We start from the raw sequence: 18,159 nt of genomic DNA on the forward strand, positions 1-18,159 counted from the left end.
ATAGCAGAACGACTTTACTTTACCAAATAGTCATCTATTAGTGCATCCCATGGGACGAACAAGTAATGCCAAAAACCAACTCCTCGACGCGATGGTGCTCCTGATGTGGGAACGCAGCTATGGCTCGTTGACGATTGATGTCATCTGCGAAAAGGCAGAGGTCAAAAAGGGCAGCTTTTATTACTTTTTCAAGTCCAAGCTCGATCTCGGTATCGCCGCAATGGACCATGTGTGGACTCAGATCCAACCTCGCCTAGATGCGACTTTTTCACCCTCGCGCCCGCCCTTGGAGCGCCTGGCCCGTAAACTCCAGGAAGCTTACGAGCGCACCCAGCAAGTCGCGGCCGAACATGGCTGCGTCTTGGGCTGCCCCTTCTTTAACATCGGCGCCGAGATCTCAACCATCGAGCCGGAGCTTGCCGATAAGGTGAACCAGATGCTAAGCCGCTTCCAGCGCTACTTCGAAGCGACCATCACGGAGGCGGTCGCCAATGGAGATATCCCTGAAATGGATACCAAAGAAGCCACACGTATTCTGTTTAACCTCTATGAGGGTATGATTACCCAAGCGCGCATGAAAAACGACCCGGAGATACTCAAGGATCTTCCCGTCGCAGCTGCCCGTATCCTCCGCATTCAACAGCTGCCCGAAATCTCAGTCGCCTAAGAGCGCTGGCCCGCTGCCTCCACCCATTGCTGATGCACAATTGTCGGCAGATACTCAGTCCCAATTCTTTACTAAACAGTCAACTACTAACAAATTTATATTATGATCGGAATCAAAGACACCCTCGAACTCAACGCCGCGCGCTACGGTCGTCACGACCGCTTGGCGGATCGCATCTTCGGAGTTCAAAGAACCAACCGCACTCCAGCGGAAGGTAACAGAGCATCCAGCCCGCAGCCGAGTCCCTTGCGCCAATACACAGGCCACAAGTTGCTCGGGCTCCCGGGCGGCATCGGTCAGCCACGCACGCTGAGTTTCAACAGGCACGCAAAGCGCCACGCCGCATAATACGCGACAAGACGACCGACCACTACCGACCTCGCAAACGACCAAGCCATGATCCAACCACTCTTGACATCCATGACTGTCCTATCGCTCGTGCTTTCCGGCTGCGCGGTGGGGCCCGATTTCGCCCAACCTGAGCCCGCCACGCCCCAGGCATACACACAGCCGACCCCCTCGGTTGAAATCGACGTGAAGCACTGGACAGAGCTCTTCGCCGATGTGCAACTCACTCAATTGGTGAGTCAGGCGCGTGCCCACAATCACAGCTTGAATGCGCTCTATCAGCGCACACGACAGTCGCGTGCGCTCATTCGGCAAGAGCAGGCTGGCCGACGCCCTCAAGTGGATACAGACAGTACCTACGCACGCTACAAAGATTCGGAGGCACTGGGCAATACTGGCGATGCGGAGGATGCCTACAATGCCTCACTCACCTTAGGATGGGAGCTGGACCTCTTCGGTCGTGTGGCACGCTTAGTCGAAGCCGCCGAGGCAGATGCCGCGGCCAGCGAGGCCGCCTATCAAGATCTACTCCTGATCACCGAAACCGACGTAGCGATCAACTACTTCCGCCTACGCGCCATCGAGCGCGAAGTGCAATCCGTACAACGCAGTGTCGAAACACGCCGTGAATCACTGGAAATCGTTAAAAAGCGCTATGAAAATGGAGCCGTCAGCGACCTCGATGTCGCACAGTCTGAGACGCTGCTAGCACAATCGGAAGCGGACCTGGCCAGCCTGCTGCGCTCGCGCGATACTCGCAAAAATGCGCTAGCGGTCTTGATGGGACAAGCGGCCCCTGATTTTTCGATTCAAGTCACCGCGCTCACTGGCAAACCCGTAGACGCGCCCGCTGGCCTGCCCTCGGAACTGTTGCAGCGCCGCCCCGACATCCGTCTGGCCGAACAAAACTTACGCGCAGCCAACGCACGTATCGGCGTGGCCAAGGGAAACTTCTTCCCACGCATCACCCTGGGCGCCAGCGGTGGCTTCGCCGCCTCAGCAGCGAGCGATTGGTTCAAGGCCGGTTCCGAACTTTACAGCTTCGGCCCCAATATCAACCTGCCGCTCTTCCAAGGAGGACGCCTACGCGCCGATCTCAGTCGCAGCGAATATGCCTACGCTGAAGCGGCCGCCAACTATGAGCAAACCGTAGTGGAAGCCTTTGCAGAAGTGGAAGACGCACTCTCGGGCTGGCGTCACCTCTCCGTGCAACGCGCCGCACTGGAGCGCGCGGCACACGCTTCCGCACGCGCGCAAACGATTTCCGACAATCAATACCGCAATGGTATCGTCGACTTCATCTCCTCGCTCGACTCCGAGCGCACCGCATTGGAGGCCGAACGTAGCCTAGCCCAGATCATCGGCGACGAATACGAAAACTCCATTCGCCTCATCCGGGCGATCGGCGGCAACTGGAACTAAGCTGCTTCCCACTTTAAAAATCAAAAAGAATACCACTACCAATGAATAAGCCACTCTCCCTCGCCGTATCCACTCTAGCCTTACTGGCCACTCTCGTCGGCTGCGATAATAAAGCCGCCAGCCCCGCCTCCCCCGCTGCCAACGCAGCTCTGCCGGTGCCAGTCGCCAACCCCACGCAACAACACATTGCTGAGTATGCCGACTACACCGGTCGCCTGGAAGCGGTCGAAATCGTCGACGTGCGCCCGCGTGTGAGTGGCTACATCGAATCGATTCACTTCACTGAAGGACAAAAAGTAAAGGCCGGCGATCTGCTCTACGTGATCGATGCACGCCCATTTCAGGCACAGGTCAATCGCCTGCAAGCACAGGTCAATCAAGCCGAAGCTGCGCGTTCACTCGCCAAAGCAAACTTGAAGCGCGCTGAAAAGCTGATCGAAGTCAACGCGATCAGCCAAGAGGAGGCCGACATTCGTAACAGTGAAGCACTGCAGGCGGAAGCCGATGTCGCCGCCGCCATCGCCTCGCTGGAAGCCGCTCACTTGGACCTCGAGTTCACGCAAGTCATCGCACCGATCGACGGCATTGCCGACCGCCGCGAAGTCACAGTGGGGAACCTGGTGGTCGCCTCAGAAACTGAACTCACGACCATCGTGCCGCACAGCCCCATCTACGCCTACTACGAAGTCGACGAACGTGCCTTCCTGCGCAGCCTGCGTCGCTATTTCAACGGTGAAAGTGGGGGCCGTCACTCCGATGCGCAAATCCCTGCTTGGCTGGGCCTCGACGATGAAGAGGGCTATCCACACCAGGGCATCATCAACTTCTCCAGTAATCAGCTCAACCCCAACACCGCCACACTCACTGTGCGTGCCTTGTTCCAAAACGAAGATGAATTCCTCACACCGGGGCTCTTCGCCCGCATACGTGTCGCCACCACGGAAAAAGCCGACCGTATCCTCATTCCCGATACAGCGATCGGCACCGACCAAACCATCAAATATGTCTGGGCACTCAAAGACGACAACAGTGTCGAGCGCCGCACACTCGAGCTAGGCCCCACACATGAGGGTCTACGCATCGTGCGCTCGGGCCTCAGCACCGAAGACCGCATCATTGTAAGCGGCATCCAATTCATCCGTCCAGGTATGACGGTGGATCCACAAGCGGCGGCTCAATAATCCTCCGCACTCCTCTTTGACCGACTACCGAACCAAGCCATGAATTTCTCTCACTTTTTTATTAAGCGTCCGCGCTTTGCGATCGTCATATCGATCGTATTCACCGTGCTCGGGATACTCGCATTTCCGACACTGCCCATCGCACAATATCCTGAAGTCGCGCCACCGACTGTAGTGGTGCGCGCCAGCTACGCCGGCGCCACTCCGGAAACCATCGCCAACACCGTCGCCGCGCCGATCGAACAGGAGATCAACGGTGTGGAAAACATGCTCTACATGTCGTCCAATTCCACCGCGGACGGTTCACTGGCCATTACCGTGACCTTCGAGCTCGGCACCGACTTGGATCAGGCACAGGTGCTGGTGCAAAATCGCGTCGCCATTGCGGAGCCCCGCTTACCCGACGAAGTTCGCAGCGCTGGCGTCACCGTCACCAAGAACAGCCCCGACATCTTACTGGTGGTGCAAATGATGTCGCCGGGGGGCACCTACGACAATCTCTACGTCAGTAACTACGCGATCACTCAAGTGCGCGAGCAGCTGCGCCGCATTCAAGGCGTGGGTGACGTGCGCTTATTTGGAGCACGTGAGTATTCCATGCGCATCTGGTTGAACCCGGAAAAATTGTCCTCCTTGTCGATGATCCCCAGCGATGTAGTCGCAGCACTGCGCGAGCAAAACGTGCAAGTCGCCGCCGGTGTGATCGGGCAATCGCCCACCACCCAGGGCAATGCTTTTCAATACAATGTCAGCACACTCGGCCGCCTCGACAACGAGACCGCATTTGAAGACATCGTCGTCAAAACAGGCCAGAACGGTGAAGTCGTACACTTACGCGACGTCGCTCGAGTCGAGCTCGGCGCACAAGACTATGGCATCGTCAACTACGCCACCAAAACACCCGCGCTCGCGATGCCGATCTTTCAACGTCCCGGCTCGAACGCATTGGAGACTGCGAGCGCAATACGCGCCACCATGGCTGAGCTGGAAAAAGATTTCCCAGATGATTTGGAGTATAAGATCATTTACGATCCCACCCAGTTCATTCAGCAGTCGATCGACGAAGTGCAAATCACCCTGCTTCAGGCCATACTCTTCGTGGTCTTAGTGATCGTAGTCTTCCTACAATCCTGGCGCGCCGCCATCATTCCTTTCTTGGCAATTCCGATCTCACTGATCGGCACCTTTGCCACCATGGCGATCATGGGCTTCTCGCTCAATAACCTCACGCTCTTCGGCCTCGTGCTCGCGATCGGCATCGTGGTGGACGACGCCATCGTGGTGGTGGAGAATATTCAGCGTAATATCGACGAGGGCAAGAGCCCGCGCGAAGCCGCCTTCGCCGCCATGTCGGAAGTCACCGGAGCGGTAATCGCCACCTCCTTAGTGATGGTCGCGATCTTCGTGCCGACCGCCTACATCCCTGGCATCTCGGGTCAATTCTACCAACAGTTTGCGCTCACCATCTCTGGCGCCGTGGTGATATCGACCATCGTATCACTCAGCCTCAGCCCCGCACTCGGTGCCATTTTGCTGCGCCCGAGTAATGCGCCGCAGGACCGCTTCACTCGCATTTACATGTTCCTCTTTGGCTGGTTCTTCAAGGGCTTCAATTGGTTCTTCGATAAATTCACCCGCGGCTACACCGGCATTATTCGCCGCATCGTGCGCTTCGGCTTCGCCGCCATCATTATCTATGTCGGCCTACTCGCAGTCACCTGGTTTGGCTTTGGCAAAGTACCGGTCGGATTCATCCCGACACAAGACCAAGGCTACAGCATCGTGGTGGCCCAATTGCCCGACGGCTCCTCGCTGCAGCGCACCGACGAGCTCACGCGTAGCATCGTCGATACCATCATGACTGTCGACGGCATCAAGGGCACCGTCGCCTTTGCTGGCTTTAATGGTGCCTCCTTCACCAATAGTCCCAACTCCGCGGCCATTTTCACACCCTTCGAATCCTTCGAAGAGCGCCTCGAATCCGGACGCGATAGCGACACCATCATCGCCGAACTACGGCAAAAACTAGGCGACATTCAAGAAGCCTTCGTCTTCGTCATCCCGCCCCCACCCGTGCGCGGCATCGGTAGCGGCGGTGGCTTTAAGATGCAACTGCGCGACCGCGCCGGACTCGGCCCCGCCGTGCTCGAACAAACCGCATGGAAGCTCGCCATGGCGGCCAATGCCGAGCCTTCAATCACGCAGACTTTTACCTCCTATCGCTCCTCGGTGCCGCAATACTACGCCGATGTGAACCGCGTCAAAGCCAAGATGCTGGATGTGCCACTCGATAACATCTTTAGCACCATGCAGATTTATCTCGGTTCACTCTACGTCAACGACATCAACCTACTCGGCCGCACCTACCGAGTGACCGCCCAGGCCGACACCGAGTTTCGCGATACACCCGAAGACCTCTACAGCCTCAAGACACGCAACAACAACGGCGACATCGTGCCACTCGCTTCCCTGGTCGAACTCAAGAACTCCTCTGGCCCCGACCGCTATGTGCGCTACAACCTATTCTCCTCAGCCGAGGTGCAAGGCTCCACCACACCCGGCTACTCCTCCGGAGATTCAATTGCCACCATGGAGCGACTCGCCGCCGAGATTCTGCCTCCCGGCATGGACTATGAATGGACCGATCTCGCCTACCAACAAAAGCAAGCCGGCGGCAGCACCGTCGTCTTCCTGATGGCCATCGCCTTCGTCTTCCTGGTGCTCGTGGCACAATACGAAAACTGGTCACTACCGCTGGCCATCATACTCATCGTCCCCCTCAGTCTCAGTGGCGCCATCGGTCTCGTTGCCTTACGCGGATTTGACAACAACATCTTAACACAGATCGGCTTCATCGTACTCATCGGCTTAGCCGCCAAGAACGCCATTCTCATCGTTGAGTTTGCCAAACAAAAGCAAGACGAAGGCATGAACCGCTTCGACGCCGCAATCGAAGCTTCACGCCTACGCCTACGGCCTATTTTGATGACCGCCATCGCCTTCATCCTCGGCGTAGTCCCACTCGTATTTGCCACAGGTGCCGGTGCCGAAATGCGCCAGGCCCTAGGCACCGCCGTCTTCGGCGGCATGCTCGGCGTCACCGCGATCGGAATCTTCATGACACCCGTGTTCTACGTGATCATCCAAAAATACGCCAAGTCCTCACATAATTAAGCTGCATCTCTTTTGCCGCGGCGCAAATGGCGTGCTGCTGCGGCTCCAGCTGCGAGAAGTCCGAGGGCGCCTGCGGCTTCGGAGGGCTCGGGGATGACGGCAGAGTCAAAGGTGTCTCCTGATTGCCCCCATTGGCCAGCTTTGCCATTGACCTCTACGGCTGTGATTAAAGTGGGATTGCTCGGATCATTGACGAGGATGTAGATCCAGCCAACACTGGCTCCATCGTTGAATTGAAACTGAGCGGTTTTTACATCTGTTGAGCTAAAGCTAGTAAAGTCGTTTCGGATGACATTTTCTTGGGCGGCGCTGGCCCATTTCACTTGCATTGAAAAATTGTTAGCAAAAGAGGCTGCATTGATAACAAACGAGGCCTCTGGATCAATCGCGCCAGCCGAGTTCCATCCACGATTTGCGCCGTTTCTGCCGAGCACAATATCATGATTCCCACCAACAAAGGAACTCTCGTAATTTTGTCCCCTAATATACATTTCGGCAGATCCGACGCCATCAATATTCCAGGTTGCAGTGCCATCGTTATAGTCGAGCCCTCCAGTCAAAACACTGGGTAGCTCTCCTATGCTGATATTGACGACTGCCCCTGACAGCGATAGAGCAAGTCCGCCGGAGCAAGCGCCACCGATTAGACTGATTTTCTTGAGGGAGGGCGTGCTTTGTTGGGAACTTTTCATATAAGTTTTAATGTTTATCCTGTAGTGTGGTCGAGAGCGCCAATGTGATAGCTCCTATTACATTGGCGAATAGTTTTATGTCAAAAAAATGTAAATGCATTCCGGAGTCCCTAGCGTCGAGTTCGGTAGAGCTCTGTGGCGACGGCTGCGACCATGGCATCTCGATTCATATTGGGAATTTGTAGAAACTCAATGATCGCGTCGACGGTGGCTTCGGGGGAATGAATAGCCTCACGATGGCTGATGCTTAGGCAGTCGGCTTGCGGATGGTTAAGCAGTATGTTTTTGCATTCACGTATTTGATTTACGAATACATTCTTCAAGCCACCCCGAGTGGCAGCAGACGTGGCTTTCTGATTGCGCTTGAGCATACTGTCTTGAGAGGCCAGGATCTCATCAAGATCGCGTTCTATGATAATGATTTTATAGGGATGCGTGTGGGGGAGATACTGAACTTGCGGGATGACGACTTTAACAACTTTGCCATGTGCGTCGTTGAAAATGTCGACCGACTTGTCCAGGGCCTTAATGGCTTCATGCTCGAAGTAACCTTTTTGATTGGATGCGTCTGCTTTGCGTTGCGCATCGCTTAGCACGGGGAGGCCAGCTGCCTGCAGGATTTGCATGAGCATGGATGTCCCCGAACGCGGTAATCCGGCGACAATGGTGATCCATTGCTTGGGTTGGCATTGGACCTTCCCTGTCTGATTGAGCATGACGGGCGTGTAAGGCGTCGGTTTGGGCTCGGTGGTGGCTTGAGCTGTGGCTAGCGTAGACGGCTGTTCGAGGTGATCTTTGAGCAGTCTTTTCGCTTCCAAGGCTTTTTGTCGGCACTCATCCGCCTTGGTTTCGTTCTTTAAGCGTTTAGAATAGATGAAGGCTAGGCGTTGATAGGCTTTGGGAAATAGAGGATTCTGTTGCACGGCCTCGTTCAGCGCATCGATCGCCCATTCGATATGACCGCAACGGTGCAGTGCGATCCCGTAGAGGTAGTGCCCATGGGGATTGTGGTGTTTCAATTGAATGGACGCTTGAGCTTCGGCGGCGGCTTCAATGTTGCGCTTACGAGGCAAGAACGCTTGGCAGAGTCCCATGCGGGCTATGGCGTTCTCTGGATCCAGGTCAATGATGGCTGTGAAATGAGCTTCGGCCTCTTCCCAGCGTTTCAGGCTCAAGCAGACATCTCCCATTCGAGTGAGGAGAGAGACTCGGCGGCTTGGCTCGACGGAGATCAGCTTTGAAAAGCAATCGAGAGCTTTCTCGTAGTGCTTCTCTGCTTGCAGGACCAGACCTTCGAAGTAGGCGAGGGTTTCTGGATTTGTCTGCGCTCGGATTTTGAGTTGACGCACTTGTTCGATTTCTTGAGGCGTTAAATCCTCATCAGTTATTGTAAGGCGGGCGGTTTGCTCGGTGGACGATGGTACTGTCTTCTCAGCTAACTTCGCCTGATAGATTTCGTCCAGTTCGTGCTGTGCGGCTTGTGCGTAATGTTGTTTACGCTCGATGAGTAAGTTCAAGGTTTTGCGGGCTGCTCGGGGCTTCTTGAGTGCGAGGTAGCAGTGCATGAGTTTGATGCCGAAACGGCTTTCGTCGGGCCATTTCTCCCAAAGTTGTTGAAAAATGGTGATGGCCTTTCTAAAGTGGCGGGCATCGACATGGGACTGCGCCAAGTGATATTGGAGTTCACGATTTGTTTTTTCGACGGCAATGGTCTGATCGGCATCTGGCTTGTCGATGTAACCTAGCTCGATCAACTGATCCATGGCCGCTTGGGCATCTTGTGGATTTAGTTGAGCATCGGAGGGGTGCATGCCGGAATTGCCTGCAACGTCATCCCAAGAGTCAATTCGTTGGATGGGGGTGGGTTCAGAGAAGACTGATTCAAGCACCTTGCCATCCATGTCACGTCCGACTGGCAAACCAAAGGCATGGAGCACGGTCGGCGCGATATCCAAGAGTGTCGCGCCATGAATCTCGGTATTTCCTTGTTTGATTCCCGGGCCTTGCATGGCAAAAATTCCGTAATTCCTGTGTTCAGCCGCGGGGCCTGCAGGTTCGTTGGGCAGCGAGCGGGGGCGGAGATGATCCGGGTGGAAGCCATGATCGGACATGAGGAGAACGGTGGTGTCCTCGCCGGCTAGGGTTAGGAGCACACCGAGCATCATGTCATGAAAGGCGTAAGCCGTGGTCATGACATTTTTATAAAGTTCGAAGTCTTCCTCCGAAATGTGTTGCTGACGAGGCGGGTGGTATTTCATGAACCCGTGGCCGTAGTGATCGATGCCATCGAAATATACGGCCATGAAATCCCACGGCTCGGTTTGCAGTAGTTCCGTGGCTGCCGCGTGAATTGATGTGTTTTCCGCGGTAATTTTGGCTAAGCCGTACAGCCGATTTTCTTTAGACTGATCGATCGCTTCCGCAGCGGGGATGAAGGATGCAAGCATATCTCCGGTGATATCCATAGGATGCAGGCGAAGCTCCGAGAGTGATTGCTGTAAGCGTGCAGGGTGGATGGTGCCAGGGCTGAGGGGCCACGGAGTTTCCGGTAGCTTGGGTGCACTCTGAAAGTGGTTCGACACCATGACACCGTTAATCGACTCCACGGGACTGGACGGCCACCATCCTACAACATTACAGATCTTTTCACTTTGGCTGAGAATATTCCAAATAGCCTTGGTTTTACGACTGAGGTTAGTGATTGGTCGGACTCCACCGGTCGATGGATCTGCTTCGGTAAAACCATGAATGCCGTGCTTCTCGGCACGTTTACCAGTTGCGATACTCGTCCAGAGCATGGGAGAGAGGGCAGGTTGGAGCGTGGCAAGATTCCCCCAAACGCCATTATTGATTAGCCGTTGAAAGTTTGGCATTTTGCCCAGATCGAGTAGTGGACGAATGATTCGCCAATCAGCGGCATCCCATCCGACAAGTAGTAATTTCTTCATAATCTAAGCTCGGGAGCGAGCTGTTCGCTGCTCCTCGGCAGCAGCGATACAGTCAATTGTTGATGCAAGCCAAGAAAAAATGAACCAAGGAGCCCGAACTCAATTTTAGCCCAAAATTGCGCCTATTACTAAAACCAAGTTTGACGGCTCCATTACCTTAAAGGGATGCGGATGGGCCATTCATACTGTGAGCGCACGGCTAGGCCATTTCGCAATGGGGGCGAGAAGCGAGAACCTTCAGCCATTCGTTTGGCGGCCTCGATGAATTCTTTGTGCGAGTAATCGACCACACGTTGCACCGAGATGCGTCCATCGGCCTCAACATAAATCAGCAAATTGACAAAGGCCTCCCCACGGCCACGTGGAGAATTGGGCGGATATCGGAACCGCCCTTCCCTCACTAGGCGCGGCACTTCGTCGAGCTCTCCAAAGCCGAAGATTTTTTCTAACTGCACAGCAGACTCAGTGGAGAAATCGACTCCTAACCCGATGTCTAAACTCATATCCCCCCCAGTGCCGGGATTGAGCGCGATCTCTAGTTGCTCCAGACTGGGCATCGGCGGCGGCTGATCCAGTTCGGGCGGCGGCTCCTTCTCTTCCATTTTGCGCGGCGGAGGAGGCTCTTCTAAGCGTGGCGGCGGAGGGGGCACAGCCAGCTCCACGGCTTCAATGGACTCCACGGACTCCCGCTGTGGTTGCGTGAGCTGAGTCAGCGGAACTAATAACATAATGATCAAAGCCACCCCACAGCCCAGCAACAAACTCAGCCCAGAGCCGAATGATTTTTTTTGAGGCGGTAAAAGTGATGGCATATGCAGGCTTCACTAAAGCGCCTCCAAACACGCTTTGTCAAAGTCGGAGCTGAGTGGACGGAAAAAGTCCCTCCTTCCAGGGCTGGCTACATGAAGGACTCTAGATCGCTCTTTACGCTACGATCGCGTTGCTCCAGTTGACCTTCACCATATTCTATGACTCCCAAGGTTACCTGCGCCCCGAAGTAAACGCCAATGGCAGCCGCAGTGGCCACTATATAGATAAATAAACTCACGCCTGAAGGGAGCGCCCAAATTCGCTTCGCAAAGACAACAATTGAAAGAAAAATAAATAGCACCCAGATCGCACTGGGGATGGCATAGATGCTCCAACCCGCACCTTTACTGACTAGCGGGACGATAAACAATTCCGCCATGGCATAGCCGATCAGGCCAAGCAGCATGGGTATGGCGAAGGCAAAAAACGCAGAGAAAATACCACGCTTACTCGAAAAAATTGCCATGAATATGCGTGCTGCGAGAACCCATGCGAAAATGCACACGCCGAGTACGATATTGAAATCTGGCTCCCCTGCGGTATAGCCAAAAATCGCTTCAACTAAGCGTAGAATTGACTCCATTACATCCTTCAGCATAACCTACACTTGTAACAAGCTGCGCTAATAAAGCGACTCAATTTTTGTGAACGTCCAACTAGTCAAATCCCCCAATTCACGCTGTGATTGCGCATTTAGCCTTTTAAAACACTGGTAAAAATACAAGTCAGCTCCAACATTGCTCATGTCCAGCACAAATGAGAAGGTCCCCTATCGTCTCAAAAATAGGGATACAGGCCCCGTAGGCATCCATGCGCCCCTCTCTCCGAAATCGATGTTTTTATTCGGACTGCCCTTTGTTGCTTTCGGCCTCTACTTCACCCTGGGAAGCCTTGGGATCGTCGAATTGGATGCTAGCAAAGTTAACGGACCGATGTGGCTGCTCACCGCTGCCGGTTTAGTCTTCCTAATGGCAGGCCTCATCATCTGGAAAATGGGCTACAAGCAAGCTCGCCTATTGGCAACATGCCGCAAGCTAGCACAGCGACATCCCAACAATCCCGCCATGGCGGACTACCCCTGGGACCGCCAAGGCTTTTGCCCCCCGCGCTGGAGGCCAGTCCAAACGAGCCTGGCTGCCTTTGTTTTCATCACGATCTTCGCCTCGATCCCGAACTGCATTCTTCACGAAGACGATTCCGCCCCGTGGCTGCTTCGCCTGTCTGCGATCGTCATGAACTTGATCGTGATCGCAAGCTTTGTGATCACCGTAAAGAAGCTACGTCACGCCTTAAAATTTGCGAAGACTCAATTAATCTATCCTCGCTTCCCAATGCACCTGGGCGAATCCGTGCAGCTAAAGGTCCGCTTGCCTGCCAGCGTGCGCTCACCGTCTTCTGCGAAGTTCTACCTGCGCTGCATCAAAGAATACTATGTCACCAGTGGCAGTGGCAAGAACCGCAGCAAGCGCCTGGTGCATGAAGTGCTCTACGAAGCACAAGAACAGGTCGACCGCACACAGCTACAGGCGAGCCCCGGCTACGCTTGCGTGCAATTCGAGCTACCCGAGTCAGCACCTGCGACTCACATCCAAGGCGCCCCACCCCATTTCTGGGAGCTTGAGATGATTTTATACGTTCCAGGGCTGGACCTGAATCAACAATACCTGCTCCCCATTTATCGTGACGAGTCGACAAAAAAGGGCGTGTCTCTCGACACGCCCTTTTGAAAATGTTTATAAAGTAAATTTACTTTTTCTTTGCGTCGAATTTCTCGGCGCTCATCACATTGGAGTAATGAATGGGAGCTTCACGCTCAACCGAACCACCCTCTGGGTTTTCCTGAGTCTTGCGTTGGAACTTAGTGATCATGTTGACGCCTTCGACGAGGACACGCTCACCTGCTTTTACAGAGAGGACCTTGCCGCGTTTGCCTTTGTGTGCGCCCGAAATGACGACGACTTCTTGTTCGCGTTTGATTGCTTGTGCCATGATTAGAGAACCTCCGGTGCTAGAGAGATGATTTTCATGTATTTTGCGCGGAGCTCACGAGCAACCGGTCCGAAAATACGTGTGCCTTTGGGGTTACCATCGGCGTTGATGATAACAATCGCGTTGTTATCGAAACGTAGGTAGCTGCCATCTGCACGGCGGACTGGAGCCTTGGTGCGAACGACAACGCCACGAACGACTTCACCCTTTTTAACAGAGGAGTCGGTGGAGGCTTCCTTGACGGCACACACAACAACATCACCGACATCGGCAGTGTCCTTGTTTTGGCCAAGGCGGCGGATCATCTCGGCGGATTTGGCGCCGGTGTTATCCGCGACAAAAACGCGGCTGTTCATCTGAATCATAGCTAAATCTCCTTATTAGGATTTATAAATTGTGTCGTGTTCGTGGCTGCAGTGCGCCCTATTCTTCGCCCAGCTTTGGAGCGACTTCGAGCACCTTGGTCACACGCCAGCGCTTCAGCTTGCTGAGCGGACGAGTTTCCATAATTTCAACTTTGTCACCCAGACCGCACTCGTTTTTTTCGTCGTGTGCGTGCACAACAGTCTTACGCTTAATTTCCTTCTTATAGAGAGGGTGCGGGACTTTGTAAGAGTAAGTGACTTTGATTGTCTTGTCACCGGAACGTTTTGAAACGGTTCCGACCAAGACTTTACGAGAGTTGCGTGTTGCTGTGGCTTCCATATGCGTAGGCTGCTAAGAGATTAGGCGCTGGCTGCGGCCAACTTCTTTTCTTTAAGGATGGTTTCGAGACGAGCGATTTGACGGCTCATGTCTTTGAATTCGTGTGGGTGCTCGACTTGACCAGTTTGCTTGCGCATACGGAGGTTGACGCGGGCATCACGTGTATCGCGAAGCGACTTTTCAATTTCGACTTCGGACATTTCGCGGATTTCTTTAGTGTTCATAGTAATAGTTTCCTATCTCTAAAAGTGTTATGCTTCTTCGCGTGAAACGAAGCGGCAGTGGAATGGAAGCTTTGTATCCGCAAGGCGGAGGGCTTCACGAGCGGCAGTTGCGGAACAACCAGCAACTTCGAAGAGCATAGTGCCGGGCTTAATGACCGCACACCAGTATTCAACAGAACCTTTACCTTTACCCATACGAGTTTCCGCAGGCTTCTTGGTCACAGGCTTGTGAGGGAAGACGCGGATCCAAACCTTACCTTTACGCTTGAGGCTACGTGTCATAGCAACACGAGCCGCTTCGATTTGACGAGAGGTCATACGACCGCGAGTGAGTGATTGGATACCGAAGTCGCCAAAAGCGAGTGAATTACAAGATTGTGCAGTGCCGTAAATACGACCTTTGTGAACCTTACGGTATTTTGTGCGTGATGGAAGAAGTGCCATGGTTCGCTCTGTTTAAAATGTTAAAAGTAAAAATTCGTTTCGAAGGGAAGACTCGCCTTAAGCGTTTTCTTCGTCAGGTAGGCAGATCCAGCATTTAACGCCGATGATACCATACACAGTGCTAGCTTCGGAGAAGCCGTAGTTAATGTTCGCACGAAGTGTTTGAAGAGGCACACGACCTTGACGTTGTTGCTCTGTGCGAGCGATGTCAGCACCACCGAGGCGACCTGCACACTGGATACGGATACCATCAGCACCCATGCCCATTGTGGTTTGAACCGCACGCTTCATTGCGCGACGGAATGCGATACGGCGCTCAAGCTGCAAGGCTACGTTTTCAGCAACTAGTTGTGCGGAAAGGTCGGGGCGCTTGACTTCTTGAATGTCGAGCATGATTTCCTTGCCGACCTTCTTATTGAGCGTTGCCTTGATCTTATCAAGCTCGGCACCTTTACGGCCGATGACAACACCTGGGCGTGCGGTGAAAATCTTAACACGGATACGACCCGAAGCACGTTCGATGAAGATGCGTGGCACGGATGCGTAGCGAAGCTTCTCTGTGAGGAATGTGCGGATGGTGTGGTCTTCCTTGATATACTCAGGGAATTTGTCCTTGTTTGCGTACCAGCGGGAGTCCCAGTCGCGGGTTACTGCAAGGCGGAAGCCGGTTGGATGTACTTTCTGTCCCATAATTCGTAGGTGTCGTTAAAGCTTAAGCCTCGTCAGAGAGGATGATACGGATGTGGCTAGTCGCCTTCTTATAAGGGTGAGCGGAACCACGAGCAGCAGGGCGGAAACGCTTGAACGTTGGGCCTTGCTCGACGGTGGCGGACTCAACCTTAAGGGCATCCGAAGAGAGATTGTTATTGTTTTCCGCATTCGCGATAGCCGACTGAAGAGTCTTGCTCACGAGACGCGCGGACTTGCGAGGGATGAAGCGAAGAACTTCAACCGCCTCGGCAGCGTTGCGACCTTGGATGGCTTGTGTGATCTCGCGCACCTTGCGGGGCGACATACGGGCGTATTTTGTATAGGCTTGGACCTGCATGAGATTCAGCTGTTTTGAAGTGTTTTAATTCGGGCAATGTCGCCCGCTTGTATGGTGGAGTCTTTGACCAGATCGAGGATGAGCCCTGCGGAATGGTCGCTACGTGATTCGATAATGATAAGCTCGCCAATGGATTGTAGGCCACGCGTGATGCGGCAAACCATTCCTAAGCGAATCCCCTGCTCAAGACCTCCATCGAGAATAACGACGTCGGCAGCGAGTGTGGGCACAACCTCAGCCACGGTTGCGGCATTCGGGCTGTAAATGGACTCTTTAACGAAAGCGGGCACTCCAGCACTCAGCGCACTAGCTGCTAGCATCCCCCCGAGGAGGAATAAGCCAGCCAGCTTAAGTGTGCGAATTGTGCGTGGAAATTGCATAGCGTTAGCGTGAAAGAGAGAGTTTACTTACCAGTGGGATGCCCCTTGAAGGTGCGAGTGGGTGCAAACTCTCCGAGCTTGTGACCGACCATATTCTCAGTGACGTAGACGGGCAAGAAGCTGCGACCGTTGTGCACATTGAAGTTAAGGCCGACGAAGTCGGGAGTGATTGTTGAGCGGCGCGACCATGTTTGGATCGGCTTGCGGTCGTTGTTGGCCTGTGCAACCTGCACCTTTTTAGCGAGGTGTGGATCAACAAAGAAACCTTTTTTTACGGAACGAGACATAGCTAGTTAAATCGGTTTAGCGTTTCTTCAATTGGCGGCCGTTGCGACGGACAACAATTTGTGAATTGGTCGGATTAGACTTTTTACGAGTTGGGAAGCCCTTCGAGAGTTGGCCCCAAGGCGACTGCGGATGACCACCACCGGAAGTGCGGCCTTCACCACCACCCATTGGGTGATCCACAGGATTCATCGCGACACCGCGAACACGAGGGCGACGACCGAGCCAGCGGCTACGACCTGCTTTACCCAAGCTTTGGTTTTGGTGCTCAAGATTACCAACTTCACCAATCGTTGCGCGGCAACGAGAGTTGAGGAAGCGAATTTCACCGGAAGGCATCTTTACAGTCGCACGGTCACCATCGACCGAAACAAGCTGTGCAGACTGACCGGCAGAACGTGCGATTTGCGCGCCACGGCCAGGGTGAAGTTCAATTGCGTGAATCTTAGTGGCTGGTGGGATGATTGCCAAAGGCAAGCAGTAACCAGGGTTGAATTCTACGCGATCGTTGGTGCTGAGAAGTGTGTCGCCCGCTTGAACACCACGAGGTGCAAGAATGTAGCGTTTTTCACCATCCGCATACGCAAGCAGCGCAAGGTTGGCAGAACGATTTGGATCATACTCGATCGCTTGCACTTTTGCAGGGATGTCGAGTTTTTCACGGCGGAAATCGATGATGCGATAGATACGCTTGTGACCACCACCACGACGACGAGAAGTGATACGACCATAGCAATTACGGCCCTGCTTATCGTGTACGCGTGTGACGAGACGGCGTTCTGGCTTTTTCTTAGAGACGTCCTGCTTGTTTCGTGTGAGGAAACGTTGGCCGGGAGTCAAAGGTCTGGAATCTACGAGTGGCATGTTATTGGGTCCCTTCGTTCTTAGACGAGTTCGATCTTATCGCCCTCTTTAAGAGTCACGATAGCCTTTTTGTGGCCGCCCGAAGTGCCGGACTTACCGCGACGTGAGCGGTCGTTCTTCACCTTAGGCTTTTTGTTAAGAATGTTTACGTTTGTCACCTCGACATTGAAGACCTTAGCCACGGCGCGAGCAACCTCGATACGGTTGGCGCTAGGAGCGACCTCAAATGTGTATTGGTTGAAATTAGCAGACAAGAGTGCTGCTTTTTCAGTGACTCGGTATTCGAGAAGAATTTTATCGGCAATAATCATGACTCACCTCCCTTTGCGCCATTGGCACGTGCGATGATAGTTTCGATGCCCTTAGCGCTGACGATGATGTGGCGATAGCGCACAACATCCAGAGTGCTGAGGTTGCCAGCTTCAGAAAGGGAAACCCCTTCGATATTGCGGGCTGCCAGAGCGGCATTGTTTTCAAATTGGTCATCAACGATCAAGACCTTACCACGAGTCGGAAGAACCGCTGTGAGCACTTGATTGAAGAGCTTTGTTTTTGGCTCCTTCACTTCGACAGACTCAATCACGGAAAGGCCACCTTCAGTTGCACGCTCGAAAAGTGCGCGGCTGAATGCGAGATCCTTCATCTTGCGATTGATCTTTTGTGAGAAGTCGCGAGGTTTTGGGCCGTGAGCGATACCACCATGACGTTGGTGAGGCACGCGGCGTGAACCTTGACGGGCTGTGCCGCTACCTTTTTGACGGAAAAGCTTCTTACCAGAACCGGCAACTTCTGCACGGGTCTTAGTCGAGGCGTTTCCTTGGCGAGCGTTGGCCTGGTGTGCGAGCACGACTTGACGTAGCGCTGCTACCCCCTTGTCGCCCTCGAAAGCTGGAAGTGCAAACTCCTTCTCAGAGCTTGAAGATCCGTCGGCTGTATAAACTTTAAGTTTCATCGTATTGTTTCCTTTCGTCGCTCAGC

Annotated in this window: 22 protein-coding genes; 6 read left to right on the top strand and 16 right to left on the bottom strand. The window is 53.8% G+C overall.

The features are described from left to right. Window positions 1–49 precede the first annotated feature (49 nt). From QEH52_RS07980 to QEH52_RS08000, 5 genes are all read left to right on the top strand, one after another. Entirely contained in the window at window positions 50–667 is a 618-nt protein-coding gene (locus tag QEH52_RS07980) for a TetR/AcrR family transcriptional regulator (protein ID WP_308949580.1), read from the top strand. Between the two features lie 102 nt (window positions 668–769). Further along, entirely contained in the window at window positions 770–1,015 is a 246-nt protein-coding gene (locus QEH52_RS07985; protein ID WP_308949581.1) for a hypothetical protein, read from the top strand. Window positions 1,016–1,063: 48 nt separating this feature from the next. Next, window positions 1,064–2,437, top strand: a complete 1,374-nt coding sequence (locus QEH52_RS07990) for an efflux transporter outer membrane subunit (protein WP_308949582.1) — start codon at window positions 1,064–1,066, stop codon at window positions 2,435–2,437. Between the two features lie 41 nt (window positions 2,438–2,478). Next, on the top strand, window positions 2,479–3,618 hold the full coding sequence (locus tag QEH52_RS07995; RefSeq protein ID WP_308949583.1) for an efflux RND transporter periplasmic adaptor subunit: 1,140 nt from the start codon (window positions 2,479–2,481) through the stop codon (window positions 3,616–3,618). Window positions 3,619–3,657: 39 nt separating this feature from the next. Beyond that, entirely contained in the window at window positions 3,658–6,792 is a 3,135-nt protein-coding gene (locus QEH52_RS08000) for an efflux RND transporter permease subunit (protein WP_308949584.1), read from the top strand. On the opposite strand, the gene QEH52_RS08005 is transcribed toward QEH52_RS08000, so the two are convergent. From QEH52_RS08005 to QEH52_RS08020, 4 genes are all read right to left on the bottom strand, one after another. Continuing rightward, complete coding sequence (locus tag QEH52_RS08005; RefSeq protein ID WP_308949585.1) at window positions 6,789–7,484, bottom strand: hypothetical protein; 696 nt, start codon at window positions 7,482–7,484, stop codon at window positions 6,789–6,791. The two genes, QEH52_RS08000 and QEH52_RS08005, sit on opposite strands and share 4 nt — an antisense overlap. A gap of 110 nt (window positions 7,485–7,594) precedes the next feature. Next, window positions 7,595–10,432 carry an alkaline phosphatase family protein gene (locus QEH52_RS08010; RefSeq protein ID WP_308949586.1) on the bottom strand — a complete coding sequence of 946 codons (2,838 nt, stop codon included), beginning with the start codon at window positions 10,430–10,432 and terminating at the stop codon, window positions 7,595–7,597. A gap of 152 nt (window positions 10,433–10,584) precedes the next feature. Beyond that, complete coding sequence (locus tag QEH52_RS08015; protein ID WP_308949587.1) at window positions 10,585–11,244, bottom strand: energy transducer TonB; 660 nt, start codon at window positions 11,242–11,244, stop codon at window positions 10,585–10,587. Window positions 11,245–11,330: 86 nt separating this feature from the next. Beyond that, window positions 11,331–11,840 (bottom strand): hypothetical protein, encoded by a 510-nt coding sequence (locus tag QEH52_RS08020; protein ID WP_308949588.1) that lies wholly within the window; start codon window positions 11,838–11,840, stop codon window positions 11,331–11,333. 145 nt (window positions 11,841–11,985) lie between these two features. Here QEH52_RS08020 and QEH52_RS08025 point away from each other — a divergent pair, with 145 nt between their 5' ends. Then, the gene (locus QEH52_RS08025; protein ID WP_308949589.1) at window positions 11,986–12,969 is read left to right on the top strand and encodes a hypothetical protein; all 984 of its coding nucleotides are present in this window, start codon (window positions 11,986–11,988) and stop codon (window positions 12,967–12,969) included. A 19-nt stretch (window positions 12,970–12,988) separates the two neighbouring features. On the opposite strand, the gene rplX is transcribed toward QEH52_RS08025, so the two are convergent. Genes rplX through rplD form a run of 12 tightly spaced genes read right to left on the bottom strand, consistent with a single transcriptional unit; the run spans window position 12,989 to window position 18,133 of the window. After that, on the bottom strand, window positions 12,989–13,231 hold the full coding sequence (gene rplX / locus QEH52_RS08030; protein ID WP_308949590.1) for a 50S ribosomal protein L24: 243 nt from the start codon (window positions 13,229–13,231) through the stop codon (window positions 12,989–12,991). Between the two features lie 2 nt (window positions 13,232–13,233). Next, a complete protein-coding gene (gene rplN / locus QEH52_RS08035) occupies window positions 13,234–13,596 on the bottom strand; it encodes a 50S ribosomal protein L14 (protein WP_308949591.1) in 363 nt (120 codons plus the stop codon). A gap of 58 nt (window positions 13,597–13,654) precedes the next feature. After that, window positions 13,655–13,936, bottom strand: a complete 282-nt coding sequence (gene rpsQ, locus QEH52_RS08040) for a 30S ribosomal protein S17 (RefSeq protein ID WP_308949592.1) — start codon at window positions 13,934–13,936, stop codon at window positions 13,655–13,657. Between the two features lie 20 nt (window positions 13,937–13,956). Beyond that, window positions 13,957–14,160, bottom strand: a complete 204-nt coding sequence (gene rpmC, locus QEH52_RS08045) for a 50S ribosomal protein L29 (protein ID WP_308949593.1) — start codon at window positions 14,158–14,160, stop codon at window positions 13,957–13,959. Window positions 14,161–14,187: 27 nt separating this feature from the next. After that, entirely contained in the window at window positions 14,188–14,604 is a 417-nt protein-coding gene (gene rplP / locus QEH52_RS08050; protein WP_308949594.1) for a 50S ribosomal protein L16, read from the bottom strand. Window positions 14,605–14,661: 57 nt separating this feature from the next. Further along, window positions 14,662–15,294: a 30S ribosomal protein S3 gene (gene rpsC, locus QEH52_RS08055; protein WP_308949595.1), complete on the bottom strand. Its 633-nt coding sequence runs from the start codon at window positions 15,292–15,294 to the stop codon at window positions 14,662–14,664. Between the two features lie 22 nt (window positions 15,295–15,316). Further along, a complete protein-coding gene (gene rplV / locus QEH52_RS08060) occupies window positions 15,317–15,652 on the bottom strand; it encodes a 50S ribosomal protein L22 (protein ID WP_154001131.1) in 336 nt (111 codons plus the stop codon). Window positions 15,653–15,657: 5 nt separating this feature from the next. Beyond that, the gene (locus QEH52_RS08065) at window positions 15,658–16,032 is read right to left on the bottom strand and encodes a hypothetical protein (RefSeq protein ID WP_308949597.1); all 375 of its coding nucleotides are present in this window, start codon (window positions 16,030–16,032) and stop codon (window positions 15,658–15,660) included. Window positions 16,033–16,055: 23 nt separating this feature from the next. Next, complete coding sequence (rpsS, locus tag QEH52_RS08070) at window positions 16,056–16,319, bottom strand: 30S ribosomal protein S19 (RefSeq protein ID WP_308949598.1); 264 nt, start codon at window positions 16,317–16,319, stop codon at window positions 16,056–16,058. A 16-nt stretch (window positions 16,320–16,335) separates the two neighbouring features. Beyond that, window positions 16,336–17,181: a 50S ribosomal protein L2 gene (gene rplB, locus QEH52_RS08075; protein WP_308949599.1), complete on the bottom strand. Its 846-nt coding sequence runs from the start codon at window positions 17,179–17,181 to the stop codon at window positions 16,336–16,338. Window positions 17,182–17,201: 20 nt separating this feature from the next. Continuing rightward, entirely contained in the window at window positions 17,202–17,492 is a 291-nt protein-coding gene (rplW, locus tag QEH52_RS08080) for a 50S ribosomal protein L23 (protein WP_308949600.1), read from the bottom strand. Further along, window positions 17,489–18,133, bottom strand: coding sequence for a 50S ribosomal protein L4 (gene rplD / locus QEH52_RS08085; protein WP_308949601.1), 645 nt, complete (start codon window positions 18,131–18,133; stop codon window positions 17,489–17,491). The genes rplW and rplD overlap by 4 nt, the downstream gene beginning before the upstream one ends. Window positions 18,134–18,159 lie beyond the last annotated feature (26 nt).

This window comes from Thalassobacterium maritimum, assembly GCF_031127805.1.
Taxonomy (GTDB): domain Bacteria; phylum Verrucomicrobiota; class Verrucomicrobiia; order Opitutales; family Coraliomargaritaceae; genus Thalassobacterium; species Thalassobacterium maritimum.